This is a genomic window from Paenibacillus sp. FSL K6-1566, assembly GCF_038050475.1.
GTDB lineage: Bacteria > Bacillota > Bacilli > Paenibacillales > Paenibacillaceae > Paenibacillus_AQ > Paenibacillus_AQ lactis.
Map to the genome: position 1 here is coordinate 240,155 of NZ_JBBOSR010000001.1, position 21,207 is coordinate 261,361.

At 53.8% G+C, this 21,207-nt stretch carries 17 protein-coding genes; 13 read left to right on the forward strand and 4 right to left on the reverse strand.

Annotated elements, in window-relative coordinates:
- The first annotated feature begins 2 nt into the window (after nucleotides 1-2).
- The 12 genes from NST08_RS01150 to NST08_RS01205 all read left to right on the forward strand — a co-directional run bounded on the left by NST08_RS01150 (nucleotide 3) and on the right by NST08_RS01205 (nucleotide 16,445).
- Complete coding sequence (locus tag NST08_RS01150; protein WP_028406738.1) at nucleotides 3-206, forward strand: hypothetical protein; 204 nt, start codon at nucleotides 3-5, stop codon at nucleotides 204-206.
- 482 nt (nucleotides 207-688) lie between these two features.
- A complete protein-coding gene (locus NST08_RS01155) occupies nucleotides 689-1,699 on the forward strand; it encodes a LacI family DNA-binding transcriptional regulator (protein WP_007132950.1) in 1,011 nt (336 codons plus the stop codon).
- 202 nt (nucleotides 1,700-1,901) lie between these two features.
- Nucleotides 1,902-2,900: an ABC transporter permease gene (locus NST08_RS01160; protein WP_007132949.1), complete on the forward strand. Its 999-nt coding sequence runs from the start codon at nucleotides 1,902-1,904 to the stop codon at nucleotides 2,898-2,900.
- Nucleotides 2,901-3,000: 100 nt separating this feature from the next.
- Complete coding sequence (locus NST08_RS01165) at nucleotides 3,001-3,885, forward strand: carbohydrate ABC transporter permease (protein WP_210094340.1); 885 nt, start codon at nucleotides 3,001-3,003, stop codon at nucleotides 3,883-3,885.
- Between the two features lie 60 nt (nucleotides 3,886-3,945).
- Nucleotides 3,946-5,589 carry a sugar ABC transporter substrate-binding protein gene (locus tag NST08_RS01170; protein WP_186332972.1) on the forward strand — a complete coding sequence of 548 codons (1,644 nt, stop codon included), beginning with the start codon at nucleotides 3,946-3,948 and terminating at the stop codon, nucleotides 5,587-5,589.
- Nucleotides 5,590-5,713: 124 nt separating this feature from the next.
- Nucleotides 5,714-7,060 carry a glycoside hydrolase family 30 protein gene (locus tag NST08_RS01175; RefSeq protein ID WP_210094339.1) on the forward strand — a complete coding sequence of 449 codons (1,347 nt, stop codon included), beginning with the start codon at nucleotides 5,714-5,716 and terminating at the stop codon, nucleotides 7,058-7,060.
- A gap of 232 nt (nucleotides 7,061-7,292) precedes the next feature.
- Nucleotides 7,293-9,005 (forward strand): sigma-54-dependent Fis family transcriptional regulator, encoded by a 1,713-nt coding sequence (locus NST08_RS01180; protein ID WP_245255854.1) that lies wholly within the window; start codon nucleotides 7,293-7,295, stop codon nucleotides 9,003-9,005.
- Nucleotides 9,006-9,308: 303 nt separating this feature from the next.
- Nucleotides 9,309-10,295, forward strand: coding sequence for a 2-keto-3-deoxygluconate permease (locus tag NST08_RS01185; protein ID WP_040740343.1), 987 nt, complete (start codon nucleotides 9,309-9,311; stop codon nucleotides 10,293-10,295).
- A 13-nt stretch (nucleotides 10,296-10,308) separates the two neighbouring features.
- A complete protein-coding gene (locus NST08_RS01190; RefSeq protein ID WP_276824934.1) occupies nucleotides 10,309-11,610 on the forward strand; it encodes a four-carbon acid sugar kinase family protein in 1,302 nt (433 codons plus the stop codon).
- Nucleotides 11,607-12,611, forward strand: coding sequence for a 4-hydroxythreonine-4-phosphate dehydrogenase PdxA (pdxA, locus tag NST08_RS01195; protein ID WP_210094337.1), 1,005 nt, complete (start codon nucleotides 11,607-11,609; stop codon nucleotides 12,609-12,611). Before NST08_RS01190 ends, pdxA begins: the two co-directional genes overlap by 4 nt.
- A gap of 627 nt (nucleotides 12,612-13,238) precedes the next feature.
- On the forward strand, nucleotides 13,239-14,879 hold the full coding sequence (metG, locus tag NST08_RS01200; protein ID WP_210094361.1) for a methionine--tRNA ligase: 1,641 nt from the start codon (nucleotides 13,239-13,241) through the stop codon (nucleotides 14,877-14,879).
- Between the two features lie 387 nt (nucleotides 14,880-15,266).
- Nucleotides 15,267-16,445, forward strand: coding sequence for an MFS transporter (locus tag NST08_RS01205; RefSeq protein WP_210094336.1), 1,179 nt, complete (start codon nucleotides 15,267-15,269; stop codon nucleotides 16,443-16,445).
- A gap of 221 nt (nucleotides 16,446-16,666) precedes the next feature.
- On the opposite strand, the gene NST08_RS01210 is transcribed toward NST08_RS01205, so the two are convergent.
- A complete protein-coding gene (locus tag NST08_RS01210; protein WP_210094335.1) occupies nucleotides 16,667-17,512 on the reverse strand; it encodes an alpha/beta fold hydrolase in 846 nt (281 codons plus the stop codon).
- 306 nt (nucleotides 17,513-17,818) lie between these two features.
- On the opposite strand from NST08_RS01210, the gene NST08_RS01215 reads away from it, so the two are divergent.
- Nucleotides 17,819-18,733 (forward strand): GNAT family N-acetyltransferase, encoded by a 915-nt coding sequence (locus tag NST08_RS01215; RefSeq protein ID WP_245255852.1) that lies wholly within the window; start codon nucleotides 17,819-17,821, stop codon nucleotides 18,731-18,733.
- 57 nt (nucleotides 18,734-18,790) lie between these two features.
- Here the strand turns inward: NST08_RS01215 and NST08_RS01220 are convergent, their stop codons facing one another.
- The 3 genes from NST08_RS01220 to NST08_RS01230 form a co-directional block, all read right to left on the reverse strand.
- Nucleotides 18,791-19,048, reverse strand: coding sequence for a hypothetical protein (locus NST08_RS01220; RefSeq protein ID WP_210094334.1), 258 nt, complete (start codon nucleotides 19,046-19,048; stop codon nucleotides 18,791-18,793).
- A 26-nt stretch (nucleotides 19,049-19,074) separates the two neighbouring features.
- Nucleotides 19,075-20,136, reverse strand: coding sequence for a hypothetical protein (locus NST08_RS01225; protein ID WP_144870738.1), 1,062 nt, complete (start codon nucleotides 20,134-20,136; stop codon nucleotides 19,075-19,077).
- Between the two features lie 238 nt (nucleotides 20,137-20,374).
- Nucleotides 20,375-21,139, reverse strand: a complete 765-nt coding sequence (locus NST08_RS01230) for a DeoR/GlpR family DNA-binding transcription regulator (RefSeq protein WP_144870736.1) — start codon at nucleotides 21,137-21,139, stop codon at nucleotides 20,375-20,377.
- Nucleotides 21,140-21,207: the final 68 nt, after the last annotated feature.

Below are 21,207 nucleotides of genomic sequence, written 5' to 3' on the forward strand. Positions count from 1 at the left end.
CTGTGAAAAATAGAAACAAGACAGGTATTGTTGTGGCCCTAATTTATTGTTTTGTCCTTTATGCGATTTTAATTGATGCACCCCCTGGTGAGGCTCCGGTTAATCCGCCATGGGCACCCGCCATGATTCCGCTTGGAGCTGTTATTATTACATCTCTTTTTGATTACGTGATCAAGTTCGATTTCTTCGAAAAAAAGAAAAAGTGAATGGATAAAATGCCAAAATTAAAAATTGCGAAGTCTTTTAGTGGCTGGAGTTCTGCTCTACATTTCTGCTCTACATTTAATTGAATTCCAGCCTTTGACTGAAACCCTGCGGACATCTCTTCAAGAAATGATCCCTTCCTTTATTTTCTTAATTTAAAGAGCCGTCTGAATCGGCTTAATCATCGCATGTAATCTAGGTTATCCCCAAAATGAGCCTTGGTGATGTCATTCACCAAAGGTTCTGTTCCTTTTGGAACCGTACTGCCCTCCCTCAAAAGGTTCTTCCATCACTCGCACGCAGATGGGATCACCCGATCCACTTCCGTCGTCTTCCATCGGCTTCCATCGGCCCCGAGGATTGGTGCGAATGACAAGCCTCGCATAAAAATCCGCCTACCCGAAAAAATAAGCATTGTGCTCAACGCCATCGTATGGTAACTTATGTACATAAAAACGTTTTTATTGCAAAGGAAGATCAGTGAATGGGCAAGGTAACCATCAAAGATGTCGCAAGAGAGGCCGGCGTATCGATTTCGACGGTATCGAACGCGCTCAATGACGTGGACGTGCTGAATCCCGAGACCAAGTCGCATGTGTTGAAGGTGGCGGAACGGCTCAACTACGTGCCGAACCTGAACGGCAAGCTGCTGAAATCGGGCAAGACGAAGATGCTTGGCTTCTTCACCACCAGCGTATCGGGGCCCTATTTCTATACGCTTGTGGAATCCATGTCCCGCGAGTGCGACCGTCTCGGCTACGGGCTGAACGTGTTCGTGACGAAGGACAAGCAGGTCATTATGAGCAACATTTTGGGCGGGCGCGTAGACGGCGTCATCATTTTCGAAGAGCTGAGAATTGATGATAAAGACATTGCCGTCATGGAGAAGGACAAAATCAAGGCGGTATTTCTCGATCGCGTCGTTCAGAACGAGACGATGGGGAGCATTATTTTCGACTCATATGAAGCTGGATATGAGGCGACGAAATACTTGATCAGTCTCGGACACCGCAATATTGCTTACATATCGGGCGTGGACACCATGTTCGACAGCGTGCAGCGGAAGGAGGGCTATCTCGCGGCCTTACGCGAAGTGCAGTTTCCGATCGATGAGGACTTGATCCTCCAAGGTTATTTCGAGGAGGAAGGCTCCTATAACGCCGTAAAATCGTTCATCCACATGCATCCAGGCAAGGTGCCGGACGCGTTCCTGGCAGGGAACGACCTCAGCGCCATCGGCTGCATCCGGGCACTGAAATCGCTCGGCTACGAGGTTCCGAAGGATATCAGCGTCGTCGGCTTTGACGACATCGATATCGCACAGTATTTTACGCCGCCGTTATCAACGGTGCGCAACCAGATTGCGCGGCAAGGCATCCTGGTCGTTGACCATCTGGTGCGCATGATCCAGAAGAAGGAGCAGGGCAAGGTGCAGAAGCTGGCGGGAGAACTGATCGTCCGCGGCTCCAGTCAAGTGAAGGTCCGATCGGAATGAGCCGGAGCCAGTAGACTAGGCAGAAGGCATCATTTCGGATCTGTTTTTTTAAATTCATCCAAGCATAGGGGGTTTTTATTACCAAAAATAAAAACGTTTTTATTGAATGATGAATGATTGCGTTCTTATGGATGGGTAACAAGGTGTAGTGCAATCGAGGGGTCTGGAAACAACCATGTTATTAAAGGAGGAGGCGAACGAGGTGGCAAAGACAGCCGAGGCTCCGTCCGCGACGCCCGCAGGAACGGGAGCCGTGCTTCCATCCGGCAAAAAGCCGATGGGGCGGAGAGTGAAGGAGTTTGTCGTGGATTTCGGACGGCAATGGGAGCTGCAGTCCATGATTCTTCCGGGCGTCGTGTTCATGTTTATTTTCTGCTACATTCCGATTTACGGTCTGACGATCGCATTCAAGAGCTACACGGTCATCGACACGATCGATTCCGCGCCGTGGGTCGGCTTGGACAATTTCAAAATCATCATGTCGGACAAGTACTTCTGGGATTCCGTCGTAAACACGCTGGGCATCAGCTTTCTGAAATTAGCGATCGGGTTCGTCATTCCGATTATTCTTGCCATCATGATTTACGAGGTCAGCTTCGGGCGGTTCAAGAAATTTGTGCAGACGGTGTCGTACCTGCCGCACTTCCTGTCCTGGATCGTGCTCGGCGGGATGCTTATTACCTGGTTCTCGACGACGGGCTTGTTCAACCAGCTGCTGCTCAGCCTGGGTCTGATCTCGCAGCCGCAGAACATTATGCTGGATCCGAACAAGTATTGGTGGATCGCCACCTTGTCCGACATCTGGAAGGAAGCGGGCTGGGGGACGATTCTGTATCTGGCGATTATGGCCAAGATCGATCCGACCTATTACGAAGCCGCGAAAATCGACGGCGCCAGCCGTCTCAGACAAATCTGGAATATTACCATTCCGAACATGAAAATGATCATCAGCTTGAACTTGATCCTAACTGTAAGCGGTTTATTAGGCTCGAACCTGGATCAGACGCTGGTGCTTATGAACTCGCAAAACCGGGAAAAGGCGGAGGTTATCAACTCTTACGTATACCGGATGGGGATGACGCAGGGTGACTTCTCCTACGCAACGGCCGTGGGCCTTGGCGTCTCGATCGTTTCGGTCATTCTGCTCGTGACCGCCAACAAAGTCACCAGCAAATTAAACGACAACCAGTCGGTTCTGTAACGGTTGTTCACCCAAAAGTGCCCGCTGCATCCAAAGCGCCGAATCGGACGCTAAGGGTTAAGGGCGGGCGGTAGAAGTGTAACGGGAGGGAGGCTTTACCTTGAATTCGAAAGCAGCGAAAGGGGACTGGGATAGCCGGATCTTCGATGCCGTCAATATCGCATTGCTGGTAGTGTTTACGCTTATCATCGTGGTTCCGCTTTGGAATGTTCTGGTCTCTTCCTTCAGCTCGGGCAGAGCTCTGGCGGAGGGCGGGTTTATTTTCTGGCCGACCGAATTTTCCCTTGAAAATTACCAGGCCGTATTCCGGGATGACGGCATCTGGCAGGCCTTCTTCATCTCGGTCGCCAAAACCTTGATCGGGGTCATCACCCACGTCTTTTTCTGTGCGATGGTCGGCTACGGCCTCAGCAAGCGGTACGTGCGCGGCCGCAAATTTTATGTCACGATGGGCGTCATCACGATGTTTTTCTCGGGCGGGATGATTCCGACGTACCTGCTCATCAAGGACCTGGGCATGCTGAACAGCTTCTGGGTGTATATTATTCCGGCGCTGCTCAGCTTCTACGATGTCATTATTTTGATGAATTTCTTCCGCAACGTGCCGGATTCGCTGGAGGAATCCGCGAAGATTGACGGCGGCGGGGATTGGCGGATCTTCCTGAGCATCTTCATTCCGCTGTCCATGCCGGCAATGGCGACCATTGCGCTGTTCAACGGCGTCGGACAATGGAACGACTTTATGACGACCAAGCTCTATATCACGGATCAGTCGCTGTACCCATTGCAAATGATGCTCTACGAAATTATCGTGCAGTCGCAGACGCAATCGATGCAGAACGCCGGCTCGGTCGTGATCGAGACGACAACGAAGGGCGTTCAGCTTGCCACGATCGTTGTTACTACGCTGCCGATTGTTGCGATCTATCCAATACTTCAAAGGTACTTTATTTCCGGAATGATGCTGGGAGCGGTGAAAGAATAAGAAAGCAGCAGTAGGTCGGGTCTGAAAGAAAGCGCTTTTATTAAAAGGGAGGGTTACTGGATGTTGAAGATGGATAAATCAAAGGGCAAAACAAGATTTGCATGGGCTTCGCTCATGCTGGCGATTATGCTGGTAGTTGCCGGCTGCGGCTCGGGCGGCGACTCCGGCTCCAAGAAGGAAAACTGGATCTCAATCGAGGACCGGTACACCCCGGATCCGGAAACGCCGGCGTGGAAGCTCGATAAGAAGGAAGAGGCGACGGAGCTGACCTGGTATGTGAACGCTGATTGGTGGAACACCGATTTCGGCAAGGACGTCGTCACGAAGAAAATCAAGGAAGACCTTAATATCAACATCAAGTTCATCACGGGGGACGATACGAAGCTGAATACGTTCTTTGCCGGCGGCGATATGCCGGATTTGATCACGACCTTCGACTCCAACTCGCCGGTAGTGCAGAAGGCTGCGACTTGGGCATTGCCGCTCAATGATCTGGCCGAGAAGTACGACCCTCACTTCAACAAGGTGGCAGCGCAGGATACGCTGAACTGGTTCCAGCTGAAGGACGGCAAAACCTACGGCTACCCGAACTACTCCAACACCCAGGCGGATTATGACAGCGGTAACATTCCGGCGAAGACGGCGTTCATCATCCGCAAGGACGTGTATGAGGCGCTGGGCAAGCCGAGCATGGGAACGCCGGATGAGTTCCGCGCGGTATTGGCTGACATCAAGCAAAAATTCCCGCAGCTGATTCCATTCGGATTCAACTCGATCGGCGAGGGAACCGGGTCGCTGGGCGACGTGCTGCAGGACTTCATCGGCGTGCCGCTGGAGGACGAGAACGGCGGGTTCTACAACCGCAATCTGGACGAGGACTACCTGACGTGGGTGAAGACGCTGAACACCGTTTATCGTGACGGCGCAATCAGCGACGACAGCTTTGCGGACGACGGGACGGCTTTTGAAGAGAAGGTAAAAGCGGGCAAATACGCAACGATTCTGCTCGACGGAACCCCGCAGCAGGGCGGCAATCTCCAAAGCTTCGCCAGCGCTAACCCGGGCAAGGAATACATCGCGATTGACGGGCCGCAAAGCACGGCGGGACATGCTCCGACCTTGAACCAATCCGGCATCACCGGCTGGATGATCAGCTTCATTACGAAGAGCAACGCCGATCCGGCCAAATCGATTCAGCTGTTCACGTACCTGCTGAGCGAAGAGGGCCAAATGCTGATGAACTACGGAATCGAAGGCGAAACCTATCAGGTCAACGCCGACGGCACCGTAGCATTCCTGCCGGCCGTGAAGGAGCTGCAATTGAACAATCCGGACACCTTCAAGAAGGATTATCGTATGGGTGAATTCATGTTCTTCGGCCATGACCGCCATAAGGCGCTAAGCCAGGACGCCTTCCCGGATGCGATCAAGCAGATGCAGGAATGGGGCCGGGGCAAGCTGGTGCCGCACTTTATTCTGGAGAATATCAATCCGGATCAAGGGACCCCGGAGGCTCGCGCATTGAGCGCCATTAATACGAAGTGGAACACGACGCTCGTCAGCATGATCCGTGCCAAGGACGATGGGCAATTCGAGAGCATTTTGAATGAATACAAATCGTTCCTTGAGGCCAACAGCTGGGACAAAATCGTGGACATCCGCAACGAGAAGATGAAAGCGAATAAGGAGAAGCTTGGTCTTTAAATAGACGAAGGTCCATGCAGGGGCTGCGGAGATTTTTCCAAGAAGGGGAGAGCTTCGGCAGACAAGCCCCTGGCATGGGCCGATCCGATGGATAGGAAACTTAGCGAACCTGGAGGGAAACAGCATGCGAAACATCACCATTTATGAGTCGAGAGGGGAAGACGAGCTATTCGTCCCGAAATCGAAGGAACAGCTATCTCCGGTACCACCGGACGAGGAGCATAGCACGATTACCATTAACGATGAGCTTACCTATCAGGAGATGGACGGATTCGGGGCATCGTTTACGGATTCGGCCGCGTATTTGATCCATCAAGTGCTGGAGCCGGAGCAGCGTTCGGTGCTGATGAGGAGGCTGTTCGATGCGGAGGAAGGGATCGGCTTGTCGGTGCTTCGCAATCCGATGGGCGCTTCCGACTATGCCCGCGATTTCTACAGCTATGACGATATGCCGGAAGGTGAAACGGACGAGGAGCTTAAGGGGTTCTCGATCGCGCACGATGAGGAGGACATCATTCCCTTACTGCAGGAGGCGCTGCGGCTGAATCCGGATGTTAAGCTGATGGGCTCGCCTTGGAGCCCTCCCGGCTGGATGAAGACGAGCGGCTCGATGATCGGAGGGGAATTGAAGCCGGCATATTACGGGGTGTATGCAGATTATTTCGTGCGGTACATCCAGGCTTATGCGAAGCATGGCCTGCCGATTTATGCCGTAACCCCGCAGAACGAGGCATTGTATTCGCCCGTGCACTATCCGGGCATGATCATGCTGCCGGAAGCGCAGAGCGATTTTATTAAAAACCATCTCAAGCCGAAATTCGTGCAGCACGGCATCAACACGAAAATACTGTGTTATGACCACAACTGGGACAAGCCGGAGTATCCAAAGGCAGTGCTCGAGCAGGCGCATGACGAGGTGGATGGCGTCGCTTGGCATTGGTATGGAGGGCGGCCATCGGCGCAGACCGAGGTGTTTGAAGCTTTTCCTGGCAAAGAGGTCCATTTCACGGAAGGATCGGGCGGGGAGTGGATTCCGCCGTTCGAACCGGCTTTCTCTAATGTGATGCGGACGGGCATCGACATTCTCCGGAATTGCAGCAAGTCGTTCGTGCTATGGAATATGGCGCTCGATGAGAAGAACGGGCCTACGGTACCGGGATTCGGCAAGAGCACCTGCCGCGGCATCGTCAAGATCGATCAAGGAACCAAGGAGCTGACCTATACGCTGGATTACTACGCGCTCGCCCACTTCAGCAAATGCATTCGTCCCAAAGCGGTCCGAATCGCGTCCGAATCCAGCCATGCGCTGGTATCCAACGTTGCATTCAAAAATACGGACGGCTCGGTGGCCGCCGTGATGTTCAACGACGGGGAGCAGGCTGCCAATGTATCGCTTGCGCTGAAGGGTATAGAGGCGTTAAGCTTCCGCATGGAAGCCAAGAGTGCCGTAACGGTACGGATTGAAGCATAACTGAATATGATAGAGGCACCCCCTGGCATGGAAGACGGCCTTGGGGGTGTTCGCTGTTCATTTTGTGCCGATGGGAAATCTTCTTACCGCTAGCGCATCCTGATCGGATCCCGTTTAATAGTCTGGCTCCCGGCCAGGTCCCTGCCCTGTGATCCCATAAAAAGTTGGTTATTTGAACCGGAACGTTTAGAATAATGAGCATAGGGTTAACCAAAGAACTTATAGGTGGAACATGATGAAGATAAAAACATTGTTTATCGCTCCTTACCCGGCCATGACCCCGCTCATCGACGAATGCCGGCAAGAGGATCCCGATCTGGATATTCATATCGAGGTGGCGAACCTCCAGGAGGCGATTCCGCTTGCGCAGGCAGGAGAGTCTCAGGGCTATGACGTGATCATCAGCAGGGGCGGCACGGCCAAGCTGATCGAGCCCGAGGTGGCGATTCCGGTCATTGACGTTCATGTTTCGGGCTATGACATGCTGCGGGTGCTGACGCTGGCGAATGATTTTCCCGGAAAAAAAGCGATTGTCGGTTTCTCCAACATTACCCTTGGGGCCAAGGCCATTACCGATGTGCTGGATATCGAGATCGAGGTGTGCACGGTCGAGAAGGCAGGGGAGGTCGACTCGATTCTGGAGGAACTCAAAGATAAGGGCTATGAGCTGATTATGGGGGATGTCGTAACGATAGAGGCTGCCGCCAAGTACCGTCTGGAGGGCATTCTTATCCAGTCCGGGCGGGAAGCGATTTTTGAAGCGTTCCAAAGGGCGAAGTCGGTTCATCGCCTTTATCGGCGAAAGGAGTGGGAGATTTCGTTCCTCCATTCCCTGCTTGCCGAGACGGCCAACAACCTCATCGTGCTGGATCGCCAAGGCGAAGTGGTCTATCAAAACTGGGCCGACTACGATTCCTGCCCGGTTTCGGTCGATGAATTAAGCGCAGGCATTCGGGAAAATCCGGATCAGACCCGTGTTCTGACGGTTCAGGAGCGCGGGCAGCGCAAGCTGAAGCAGAAGCGGATATTGAAATACATCCAGGGGAAGCCGTACTATCTGTTCGATTTCTCCGAAATGAAGGAGAGTACCGGACAAGTGGCCTTCCCTGTTGAGGCCGTATCCCAGCTGCCGATGATCATTGCCCGCAGCGAATCGATGGCCGGATGCCTCGCAGCAATGGAGCATCATCTCGAGAGCGACTCCTTCATCCTGATTGGGGAAACGGGTACCGGCAAGCAGCTGCTGTCACGCTACATTCACTTCAAGAAACACGACCGCAAGGGGCTGTACGCGGCATTGACGGCGAAGCAGGCCTTGACCGAGATCGAAGGCGAAGGCTTCGACGACGATATCAAAACGGTCTATATTAACGGAATCGACATGCTTAGTCCGAACGAGATTTCGAACCTTCAAGCTCTGGTGAGGGCTGAACGCAGCAGGGGGCGAACGGTGATACTGGCCTTCGAGAAGGAGGATCCGGTCTATCAATCGCTCCTGTTCGATGAGCAGTCCGTTCGCGTGAATGTGCCGGCACTGCGGGAGCGCAAGGAAGATATTAAGGCGCTGGCAACCTACTATATCGCTGCCTATCACGGAACGCTGGGCACATCGCCGGTCAAGCTGAAGGACGAAGCCGCGATGATGCTGGAAGGGTACAGCTGGCCAGGCAATGTGGCCGAATTAAGGACCTTGCTGAAGGATGCGGTGACGGAGGAAAAAGGCTATGTGATCGGGAGGGCGCAAATTTCCCGGCATCTTGGCAGGAAGCAGATACAGCATTCTGTAAACGCCGGTTTGCCGGCGGATTTTCTTCAAGGAACTTTGGATGAGATTGAAAAGCGGATTATTCATGCCGTCATGAAAGAAGAACATGATAATCAAACGCGCGTTGCGGAACGGCTGGGGATCAACCGCTCGACGCTGTGGCGAAAGCTGAAACAATAGTTTCAGCTTTTTTGTTATGCGGCGGATGTTACTGCATTTCATAAAGCGGGCGAGGGATCGGTTGAGGCGGAGTGGTCAGACTAAGGGAAGGCTCAGGGTCTGGTTCCCAAGCGGCAATGTATCTTTAGTGTGGCATCTTGGAGAAGGAAATATGGCCCTTTCGATAGAATGTTTAAAATTGCAACAATTTTTGAACAATGTGTTGCAAATTTTAAAGTAAGCATTTACAATAATCCCTGCAAGCGATTTCAATCATGAATCACTGTTTAATATTGAAACAATTATTGAAGGGGTGCTACAATAATGAAGATCAAAGCAGCTTTAGATCGAATTCCCGGAGGCATGATGGTAGTTCCGCTGCTTATTGCAGCAGTTATCAATACCTTCGCTCCGGATTTGCTTCGCATCGGTAATTTTACTGAGGCCTTGTTCGTAAACGGTTCAAGCACATTGATCGCGCTGTTCCTGCTCTGTACGGGGGCGCAGATCAACGTCAAATCGTTCGGCGTATCGGTCGGTAAAGGCGCGACGCTGCTCGTAACCAAGTGGGTAGTAGGGGCGGCATTCGGCTTGATCGCTTATGCGTTTGCCGGCGAGAACGGATTGTGGCTCGGCCTGGCGCCGATTGCGGTCATCGCGGCGATGACCAATAGTAACGGGGGCTTGTTCGTGGCGTTGGTCGGCCAGTATGGCAGCAAAGAGGACCGCGCGGCCTATTCTTTGCTGGCATTGAATGACGGTCCGTTCCTGACCATGGTGGCCTTGTCGATCTTCGGTGCGATGGGATTCGTCGACGGCATGTTCTCGTTCGTCTCGTTCATCTCGGTGCTGCTGCCGATTCTCGTCGGTATGGTGCTGGGCAACCTGGACGAAGACATGCGCAAGTTTCTGGATAAAGGAAGCTCTATGCTGATTCCGTTCTTTGCATTCTCGCTCGGTATGGGCATCGATTTCGGCGCGATCGTGGAAGGCGGACTGTCCGGCATCATTCTTGGACTCTTGACGGTGTTTGTTACAGGTACTGCAGGTTACTTTGTATTTAAAGCGATGAAATGGAATCCGATTGTCGGAGCGGCTGAAGGCTCGACTGCAGGCAACGCGGTGGCGACGCCTGCTGCCATTGCTGCCGCCAATGCATCCTTCGCGGCCTTTACCGATATTGCAACCGTGCAGGTGGCGGCCTCTGTAGTAACGACGGCCATCCTGCTTCCGATCTATGTCGGCTTCCTGGTCAAACGGATGGAGAAGAAGGGATATTCATTTGAGCGGGAAGCGGAAACCGAAGTTTAAAGGTGTGATAAATGTGATCAATCAAATGGGAATTATCGCTGACGATCTGACGGGGGCGAACGATTCAGGCGTACAATTGGCGAAGAAAGGCCTCTCCTCGACCGTTATACTCGACTATCGTCAGAGCGGTGACGCTGCGCCTGCCGATGTGCTGATCGTGGATACAGACAGCCGGGCGAAGCAAGGTGCCGAAGCTTATGAAGCGGCATATGGAGCGGCCCATTATTTGAAACGGCATGGTTACGGGCATATTTATAAAAAGGTGGACTCGACGCTTCGGGGCAACATGGCGGAGGAGCTGAGGGCGGTGGAGCAGGTGTTCCGCCCGGATCTGATGTTGATTGCTCCGGCTTTTCCCAAGATGAACCGGGTAACCGTCGGCGGGCATCACTATGTGAACGGCTCGCTCATCACGGATACGGAATTTGCCAAGGACCCTAAGACGCCTGTTACGGAAAGCTTTATTCCTGGGCTTCTCCAGGCAGGGGCCGGCCGTGAGGTAGGGCTGATCGATACGAGCCTGCTGCGGGGGCCCGCGGATGAGCTTGCGGCATATGTGAACCAAGCGATATCGCATGGGCAGACCTGGCTGGTCTGCGACAGTGAGTCCGAGCAGGATCTTCGGACCATCGCCGCCTTCTTCTCGAGCTGGGATCGATCGATCGTCTGGGCCGGTTCGGCCGGGCTGATCGAATACCTGCCAGAGGCTTTGGCTTTGAAGCCGTCAGGTAGCGGGGAGGAGGCTGAGGCGCTGGCGGGCAAAACGCTGGTTGTCTCCGGCAGCTTGTCCAGAACCACGCGGCAGCAGCTGACAAAGGTCGGCGAGATGGCGGAGGCCTGCATGCTGGAAGTGGATCCGGTCGACTTGGTCCGAGGCGATACAGATGCCGATCGTTACGTTCGAGCATTGGAAAAGAGCTCGGACAAGCCTTATGCTGTATTGTATGTGGACGGTTCCGAGCATAATCGCATCGCTGCGAAAGCAGCGGGAGATCAGCTTGGGCTGTCCTTGACGGAAGTAAGCGAAGCGATCTCTCGGGGACTCGGGCATATTACACGGGAGATTTTGCAGGCATTTGAGGATATTGAGGGGCTGGTGCTGACGGGCGGAGATACGGCGAAGGCGGTCTGCCAGGAGCTGGGGATCGGCGAAATGCAGCTCCATTCGGAGGCGGAGCCCGGACTGCCGTTCGGTAAGCTCCAAGGCAAGGGTCGCAGTTATTGGGCGATTACGAAAGCCGGAGGCTTTGGCCGTGACGAGTCGCTCGTTGATGCGTTGCAGTATATGACCACAAAGAAAAGGGTGAGAGTATGAGTGAGCGCAAACCGATAATCGGCATCACGATGGGCGATGCCGCTGGCGTCGGACCGGAGATTATTCTGAAGAGCCTCAAGCAAGGGGAGATGTATGAGATCAGCAGACCGTTCGTCATCGGGGACCGTAAGATCCTGGAGCGCGCGAAGACGTTCGTAAACAGCGATTTGGCCATCGAGAGCATTGCTGCGGACGAGCTGGAGCAGGCCGATTACCGTCTGGGCACGGTATACGTGCTGGATCTGGACTTGCTGCCGGGCGATCTGCCGGTCGGTCAAGTGTCGGCCGAGGCTGGACATGCCGCGTTTAAATATTTGGAAAGAGCCATTGAGCTGGCGAAGGAAAATCGCATTCAAGCAATTTGCACGGCTCCGCTGAATAAGGAGGCTCTTCACAAGGGCGGGCACAAATATCCGGGTCATACGGAGATTTTGGCAGACTTGACGGGAACGCAGGACTTCTCCATGATGCTGTCCGCGCCGAACCTGAAGGTCATCCATGTGACGACCCATGTCGGACTGATCGATGCCGTGAAGATGATCACGCCGGAGCGGGTATATCATGTGATCAAGCTGGCGCATGAGACGCTGCGGAAGGCGGGGATCGATGCGCCGAAGATTGCCGTGTGCGGGATTAACCCTCATGCCGGGGAGAACGGCCTCTTCGGGTACGGGGAAGAAGAGGAGAAAGTCATTCCGGCTGTTGAGAAAGCTCAGGCGGAAGGCATTGAGGTTGTGGGACCGCTCCCGGCGGATACGCTCTTCTTCCGGACGGTTCGCGGCGACTTCGATATCGTCGTGGCCATGTATCACGATCAGGGACACGGACCAGTCAAAGTGCTGGGCCTGGATGCGGGCGTCAACATTACGGTCGGGCTGCCGATCATCCGCACAAGTGTTGACCACGGCACGGCATTCGATATTGCCGGAACGGGCATCGCGGATGAGAAGAGCTTGATGGAAGCGATCCGCCAAGGGGCCGAGCTGGCGCCGAAGGCTTAACCGATCAGACTGTGAGTATCAACCAATATGCAGTCCTTTCTTGCCGGATGGCAGAAGGGGCTGTTTTTTTCATGAAGAGAGCGATGGCTGACCATTGGATGGGCAGGACTGCTTGAATCGTATTTCGATCCCGATGGATCTAGGCTTTATGCAGCTGTAAATCATATGGAGAAGCGACACTCGCTTTACAAAAATCTTTGGCGCTTATGTGAGATTAGATGCTAAGCGGCTTTGCATTTTTTCTTACGTAACAGGTCGCCCCTTGACTTCGGGAGTTATGATCAGGTATGATTTCCAATAACTTGAATATGCCAATGACAAGCGATGATGAGAAGAGTACCTAGGTAAGGTCCTTGACCAGAGAGCCCCGGCAGGTGAGAAGGGGTAAGGAATGAGCCTAAGGGAATATGGCCTCTGAGCTGCGCACCGAAGCTGATCCAAGCCGTAGGCTGCGCCGGAACCTGCACCCGTTACTGTGCTAGGGTATACGTGCATGGAATGCGCCGTACCCGAAGAGGTGAATGCTGTGAGGCATTCGTGAAATTGGGTGGTACCACGTGAGCACAAGCTCTCGTCCCTTTGGGATGAGGGCTTTTTTTGTTTGTGAAAAAAAGGAGGGATTATATGATGACCAACATTTTTATCGGGGGCGCGTGGCCTTACGCGAATGGATCGCTCCATTTGGGGAGGCTGGCGAGTCTGCTCCCTGGCGATGTATTGGCTCGTTATTTTCGGGCTAAAGGCGAGCGGGTGCTGTATGTATCCGGCAGCGATTGCCACGGAACGCCGGTGGAGGTTCAGGCCACTGCCGAGGGGATTGCTCCGCGGGATATTGCGGACCGGTACCATCAAGAATTTTCGGAATGCTTCCGGCGGCTTGGGTTTACCTACGATCTGTACACCCGTACAGACCAACCCTTCCATCACCGTATTGTACAGGAGCTGTTTTTAAAGCTTCAGGAGAACGGGCATTTATACCGGAAAACGATCCGGCAAGCGTATTGCGAGACCGACCACCGGTTTTTGCCGGACCGTTATGTGGAAGGGGACTGCCCGATATGCGGAAGCCGGGCTCGCGGCGACCAATGTGACGTATGCTCCGCTATTTTGGACCCTTCGGACCTGACGAACGTAGCCTGCAAAATTTGCGGCAACCCTCCGGTAGAACGCCCCACGGAGCATTTTTATGTACCGTTGTCCAAGTTTCAGGAAGATCTCGCGCAATACGTGAAGGAAGCTGAGGGCTGGCGGGAGAATGCGGTGCTGCAGAGCCGGCGATATCTGGAGGAGGGCTTGCGGGACCGGGCGGCTACAAGGGATTTGGACTGGGGGATCGACGTCCCGGTTCCGGGGCTTGAAGGGAAGAAAATCTATGTCTGGATCGAGGCGGTTAGCGGATATTTATCGGCAAGCAGGCAATGGGCCGCGGAAACGGGCGGAGATTGGGAGTCCTTTTGGCAGGAAGATGGCGACATTACCACCTACTACGTTCACGGTAAGGATAATATTCCGTTCCATACGTTGATTTGGCCGGCGATTCTTAAAGGGGTAGGCGGACTGCATCTGCCGGATCGGATCTTGTCCTGCGAATATATGACCTTGGAAGGGAGAAAATTTTCGACAAGCCGAAACTGGGCGATCTGGGTGCCGGACCTTCTTAGCCGCTATCAGCCGGATTCGATCCGCTACTTCCTGATCGCCAACGGACCTGAGCATCGGGATACGGATTTCTCTTGGCTCGATTTTATTAACAGGCATAATGGTGAGCTGCTCGGGGCTTTCGGGAATTTGGTGAATCGGACGCTGGTTTTTATCGAAAAATCGTTTGGCGGCAAGATTCCTGAAGGGAATTTAGAAGAGGATTGGCGGAGGATCATCGAGCAATCGTATGTCGATACCGGAACGCTCATCGAACAAGGTCGTTTGAAGGAAGCCTTAGCCTCCGTCTTTCGGATCGTGCGCCAGGCTAACAAATTTTATGATGAGCGGAAGCCATGGCTTCAAATCAAGAATGACCCGGAGGCTTGCGGTCACACACTGCATACCTGTGTGCAAATCATCGCTAACCTTGCGAATCTTCTGCAGCCTTTTATTCCGTTCGCCTGTGATCGGATACGGGACTTTCTTGCGTTGGATGAGCCGGGCTGGTCTCGGTGCCATGTACCCGTAAATCGGACGGTATGCCAGTTGGCGAAGCTGTTTGAGCGCATTGATCCGAGCCGGATCGAGGAGGAGATGAGCCGCTTGGGTGGGGCTGATCTGCAATGACCCTTTTTAGGGATAAGGGGTCTTGGTTGCTGTATGATGTTGATCGGGTCGGCTGCGTCCAAAAGCCGGAAATCCGGGCCAAGAACATCCGGTAGTTTACCGAAATGTTGAAGAAGGAGAGAGCTACCCAAGCGGGTCGGTCGATGACTGCCCGCAAGAGTCAGCGCCCGGAAAGAAGGATTCCCGGGGACGGACAATATCCGTTATAATAGCGTTAACGAAAGAGGCAAGCGAGCATAATATAAGCAAGTTTATCAAGCGAAGAGGAGGCCGCTGAATGAATCAAGCCCGACCGCCCTGCTAATCCCTCGCCGTACTTCGTGCACGAGGTCCCCCCTCTGTATCCGGATTTGAAATAAGACAGTCCGATAAGAGAGGGAGCCGATAATGAACCATTCGATAAATATAAATGTGTGGAAGCTGCTGGCGATCCGCTTCTTCTACAGTCTCATTCCCGCGTACGTCATCGAACGATTGTACTGGGAAGATCGAGGCATGACGATTCCGATGGTCGTGTATGCGGAGATTATTTATGCCGTTACAATCGTGCTGCTGGAAGTGCCTAGCGGCATGATGGCCGACCGCTGGGGGCGGAAGACCATGATGCTGGTCTCCGCGCTCATGGGCTGCGCGGAGTTTCTGCTGCTCCTGTTCGCCGAGGCATTTTGGCATTTTGCGCTCGTTGTCGTTGTGGCGGCAATTGGCGGCGCGGCCAGCAGCGGGGCCGAGCAGGCGCTGCTGTATGAGTCGCTGCGAGAACGAGGGCGGGAGCGCTCCTTCGAGAAGTGGCTCGGCCGCTTGAACGCGGTGGATATAGCATCAACGGTGCTGGCGGCGCTGTGCGGCAGTCTGCTGGCAAGCCGTCTGCCTTACGAATTCAACTACGCGCTGTCGCTAATCAGCATGCTGGTCTGCCTCGGCTTGACCTTGACGCTGACGGAAGCGGGGTCGTCCGGGGACGGGGAGGAAAGTCCGATTCCAATCCGCGTGTACCTTACCGCATCATGGAGACTGTTCAGGGAGAACCGGGGGCTGCTATTGGTAATGCTGTCCGGCATGGTCACAGGGGCAGCCGTCAATTTCATCGATGAGTTCTGGCAGACATATTTAGAGCGTGTGGAGATTCCCGTGCTGTATTTCGGCCTGTTCTCCGCAGGCATCTTTCTGCTCAGGCTTCCGGGAAACTTACTGGCATTCGCGCTGAAGGAGCGGTTCAGCTACAGGCTGCTCTTAACCCTGGTTACCGGCGTGCTGGCAGCCTGCTTCTTCTGGCTTGCCGCCATGCGGGATAGCCGCTCGATAGCGGCATTGTTTGTCATATCCCTGTTCGCCGGGCTCGTCGAGCCATTGGCCGCAGGATATCTCCAACACCGGGCAGACTCCCGGATGCGGGCGACGACGGGGTCATTCCAGTCGTTGGGGGAGAAGGCGGTACTAATTGCAATCGGCTTAGGCTTCGGATACTTCTCGTCGAAATTCGATGTGTTCGGCGGATATGGCTTCATTGCCGTCATCTGCGCCTTGTATGCGTTGTATTTTCTAACCGCTTCGCGAAAAGCCGTTTAAACAACGCCCGAGCGTTGAAAAAGCGTGCTGAGCCCTCTAGTGTACTGAACTCGGAGCTTAGGCTCGCTATTGAAGAAACCCATGCATCAGCTGAACCTTTGATTAAAATATAGCAGGGCACCCTATCGATCATTTGACCGCGGGGTGCCCTGCTGTTTTAAAATTTACCCCAGCGAAGGAGGCTTCGGACAGCACAGGCCTTCTTCATTCAATACATCCGTTCACTCGCGGATCCAATCGGAAAGCGCCGAGACGAATGCTTCAGGCTCCTCCAGCATCGGATTATGGCCGCTGGCTTCAAATACAACCTTGTGCACATGTCCATACCGTTCATCTACGGGATCCCACAGCGATACCGGACCGACAAGGTAGTCATACCGTCCGAGCCCGAGGAACACGGGGGGACGCAGCTCCGCCAGCAGCGGAATCAGATTGTGCTCAGCGAAGGATCTGCCCCATAAATCATCGATGACGGGCATATTGGTGTAGACTCCGTCCCACATTGGCGAGGCGTCAAAGGTATAATCATGAAAGCTATGCGCGCCCATGCGGATACACATATGCACAAACCGTCTCTCAGGCTCCTTTGCAAGATCTTCCTCAAGAAGGGCAATGTCCTGTTCGAATTGGCGCTTGCGCTCCGGACTGGCGGTATCCTGGAAGAAGGCCAGGCTCTGCTGCTGCCGCTGCGGACTGTTGGTCGGCGCGGTGTTCAGCAGAACAAGCTTGCGGACAGCTTCAGGATAACGGCGGGCGTAGGCCGCTGCCATGAACGCATGCCCGGAATGGCCCATGAGCACAAGATCCTTCAAGCCAAGTGCTTGTCTCGCGGCCTCGATATCCTCCACGATGCGATCCAGCGTATAATCTTCCGGCTGAAGAGGCCGCGGCGGCTTCACAAACCCCCTGTGGTCAAGGGCAATCAATTGGAATGCTGTATAAAAATGCTCCGAAAACAAGCGCGGGTAATACACACTGCTTCCTACGGCAAGAATGGGTTGACCTTGCCCGCGGACCGTATAGTTCAATGCAAATTCACCGCTCATGATCGTGCCGTTTCTGTTCATGTTCATCGTCCTCTTTTCGTTTATATTCGATAAGCATCAACTCCTTTCGCGAAATATTCCATCACATTCTCCATCGAACGCTCCAGCATTTCAAGCTCACCTCGATTACATCATGGTTCTTTGATGCCAGTATACCGGAAACCCGGAAATGGTGGGTATAGGTTTTTTAGCTGATTGCAACGAGACCATAGGCTTAAAACGAAGGAGTCCAGCATTTGGAAAGCCTTGTTTGACTTTAGCCATTTTTTATATAGGTTCAGGCCGCAGGACCATCGTAGAATGAAGGCAAAAGGGGGGAAGCGAAGCTTGAATATACGAATCACACGAAACTTCCGGCAGGACGACATGCCTTTGCTCGGAGCGTTATACGAGGCCGTGCGCCAAGGGGACGGACTGTTCTGGTGGGTGGGCGATGAAGACAACTGGACGAACGTCTTCTGCGCATTTGAAGAGGGGAAGATGGTTGCCAAAGGCCAGGTGGCTGTCATCAATGTGCTTCCGGAGGATTGCCCGGAAAACTGCAAGCACCATATTTACGTAAATTTGAAAACCATCCCCGAACGGGAGAGGGATGCTGAGCTGCTGGAGGAATTGTACCAACGTCTCTACGCCCGGGCGCTCGAGCTGAACGAGACGCTGCCCAGTCATCACGGCACTTATTTGTGTGTCGGTAATTTTGCCCATGAGGAGAGGAATACGGCTTTTTTCACAGAGGAAAAAGGATTTAGGCCGCTGGAGAACCTGTACTCCATGGTCCGCTCCTTGAACGAGCCGATCCCTTCATTTGCGATTGATGAGAACTTTAGCTGTCAGTTATGGGACATGCAGACCGAGCGGGAGGAAGCGAGGTATCTGAAGCTGGAGGCCGAGGTATGGCCGGATGCACCGCTTGGTTTGAACCGGCTTCGGGAGTACAAGGCGAAACCGAATTGGACGGCGATCATCGTCGCTGAGGGAGAGCAGATTGCAGCCAGTGTCATGGCATGGCGGGAGGAGGAAGGCGAGGGCGTCATTGAGGACGTGTTCGTCCGCGAGCCTTGGCGCCGGCAAGGGCTTGCAAAATACTTGTTAAGCCGGGCGATGGATTATTTGCGGGAACACGGCTCGGAAACGGCGGAGCTGGTAGTGAAAGCGGCGAATGCCTCGGCCTTGTCGCTCTATCAATCGGTCGGATTCGCCCAAGCCGGGGAAGAGCATCGATTCTATCTGCCGATCCCGTGAGGAAGGGCATGGCAAAAAGGAGAAACGCTGCCGTTTCGGCTGCGATTCTCCTTAATTTTATGATTCCCGTCGAAAAACGGCCGCGATGCTAAGAACGAAGCCGAAGATCATGAGAAACGCTCCGAGCAGCACAATGCTGTCGGCCCCCATCTGCGTGATATGGTACAGCAGGAATAGTCCGATCCCGAACAATGTGCTCTGGATGCCGAGCAATAACAGATGCAGCGGTTTTCGTCTGAAGACGACCGTCAGCGCATATACGGCCACCAACGACACGAGCAGCGACGGAATCGCGGCGCCGATTAAAGTAAACAACTTTCTCCCCCTTGTTAGATATGACGTTAAGCCGGAGCAGGGCTGTCTCCATCTTTCACATCCGGGTTAGCAGCAAGAATATCCTCCGTAACCTTCCACAGCTTCGGCAAGTATTGCAAGGCTAAATCCGCTCGGCTCAACAGGTCATCCCTGCCGGTGATGCCGAGGTCGGCAAGGAGCGAATCAAAGGCCGGCTGGTACTCCTGCTGCAGCTCGGGTGATGCATCGGCAGCCAGGATAGCATGGCAGCGGGCGTACGTGGCGACCATCCAGAAGACGGCCTCCCGGTGGTTCCCCTGGGCGATCAGCTCCCGGCTGCCGTCGATGGCAATCGGCCTGGCCTCCGGCGTAATATCGCTGCTGAAGAAGAAGGGCGTCTTGGCAACAGCGCTGGCTGCATCAAAGGTGCGGGCAAGACCTTCAAGATGACCTAAAGCTTGATTCTGTGTCATCAGCTGACAGCCCAGCAGCTCCAGCAGCTCGCTGTACACCTCATCGTAACCATATGCTCTCAGCACATCGCGGGCCGCCAAATACCTGAGCCGAACAGTTGGATTACGAAGGTCGGCAACCAGCAGCAAATGCGTCGTAATCCCGGTGGGAAACAGCCAGGAAGTTACCTGCTGGTGCCAAGGTGCGTCCTTCTGGATGGAGCGAAGACCTGTTATGATGCGCTCCCGGACGCCTTCGCAGCGGCGCATGACCCAGGCCCGGTCAGCGAATTGACGGGCAACGGCAGCCTGCAGCTTGCGAAGCTGTCCGGATGGATCGGCAATCAGTGTGTCCACGCGAAAGCTGCCGGCCAAATGATGAGAGGATAGCACCTGCTCGGGCGAAGCAAGGTCTTGCCACGACAAATAAGTGACCTCAATCAAGGCGTCCTGGTAACGAAACTTTCCAGGCTTCATCGGAGGCTCTGCGCGATCGGTAACGACCACAACGTCGATATCGGAGGATGGCGCGATCTCGGCATCGTCCGGCTTTCCTACGGTGGAGCCGCTGAAGTAGGCACCCATAAATCCGGGCTCGCCGCCGGCATGCTGCAGCACCCAATCGGCCGCGGCCGCCCGAGCTGATCCAACGTTCATAACCCGATTTCCTCCCCTATCTGCATAGTGTTGTATTCACTTAGAAAAAACATCCTGATCTTCTTACCATTATATTGACTTCCATTTGGTAGTACAACTACAGTACCATTGATCGATCAATCACTTATTTTGCTCCAGCACCGACGATTCTGCTCCATGCCCCTGCCGTACTAAAAAAGGACATTTCCTCCGGATGGATCCCTCAAGATCCCGAAGTAGAAATGTCCTTTTGCTATGATTACATCTCAGCGATAACAAGCTCGGTGCCCGTCTTCTTGAACTTCGGAATAAAGCTTCGATTCACGTTGGAATCGGTCACGATACAATCGATTTTGTCGAGCGAAGCAATCGACACGGTCACGTCCTTGCCGAATTTGGTGCTGTCGGCCATCACGTAGACCTCCTTGGACAGCTCGATCATCTTTTTGCGGGTAATGGCTTCCTCCAGATTGTAATCGGAGATGCCCCGCTCGATCGTAATGCCGCTGCAGCATATGAAGGCTTTCTGCACATTCAGCTCGTGAAAATTAAAGATATACTCATACGCAACGACCGACTGCTCCTCCCGCCGTATTTTTCCTCCAATCATAATCAGCTCCACGTCGCTGTCCATCAGCTCCATCGCAACCGGAAGCGAATTCGTTACGACCGTCAGCTTCTTCCGGTGTTTCACGTACTTGGCGATCTGGTAGGTCGTCGAGCCGCTGTCGATATAGATGCAGTCGCCTTCTGCGACAAATTCGCTGCATTTGCGGGCGATCCGGTCCTTCTCTTCCAGATGGCTAACCATGCGCTCATCCATGGAGGATTCGCCGAACCGGGACTCCGCAAGCTTCACGCCGCCGTATATTTTCTCGATCCGCCCTTGGTCGGTCAGAATATTCAGGTCCCGGCGCAGCGTATCTACAGAAATCTTCAGCTCATCGGTCAACTCCGTGATCTTCATGACTTTTCGAATTGTCAGCAGTTCAATGATTTTCTGTTGCCTCTCCAGCGGAAACATGCCCTCACCCATCCCATCAGCATTAGCCGAAGCCTCGTTTTTTCATGTCCAGTTTACCGATTTTCTCC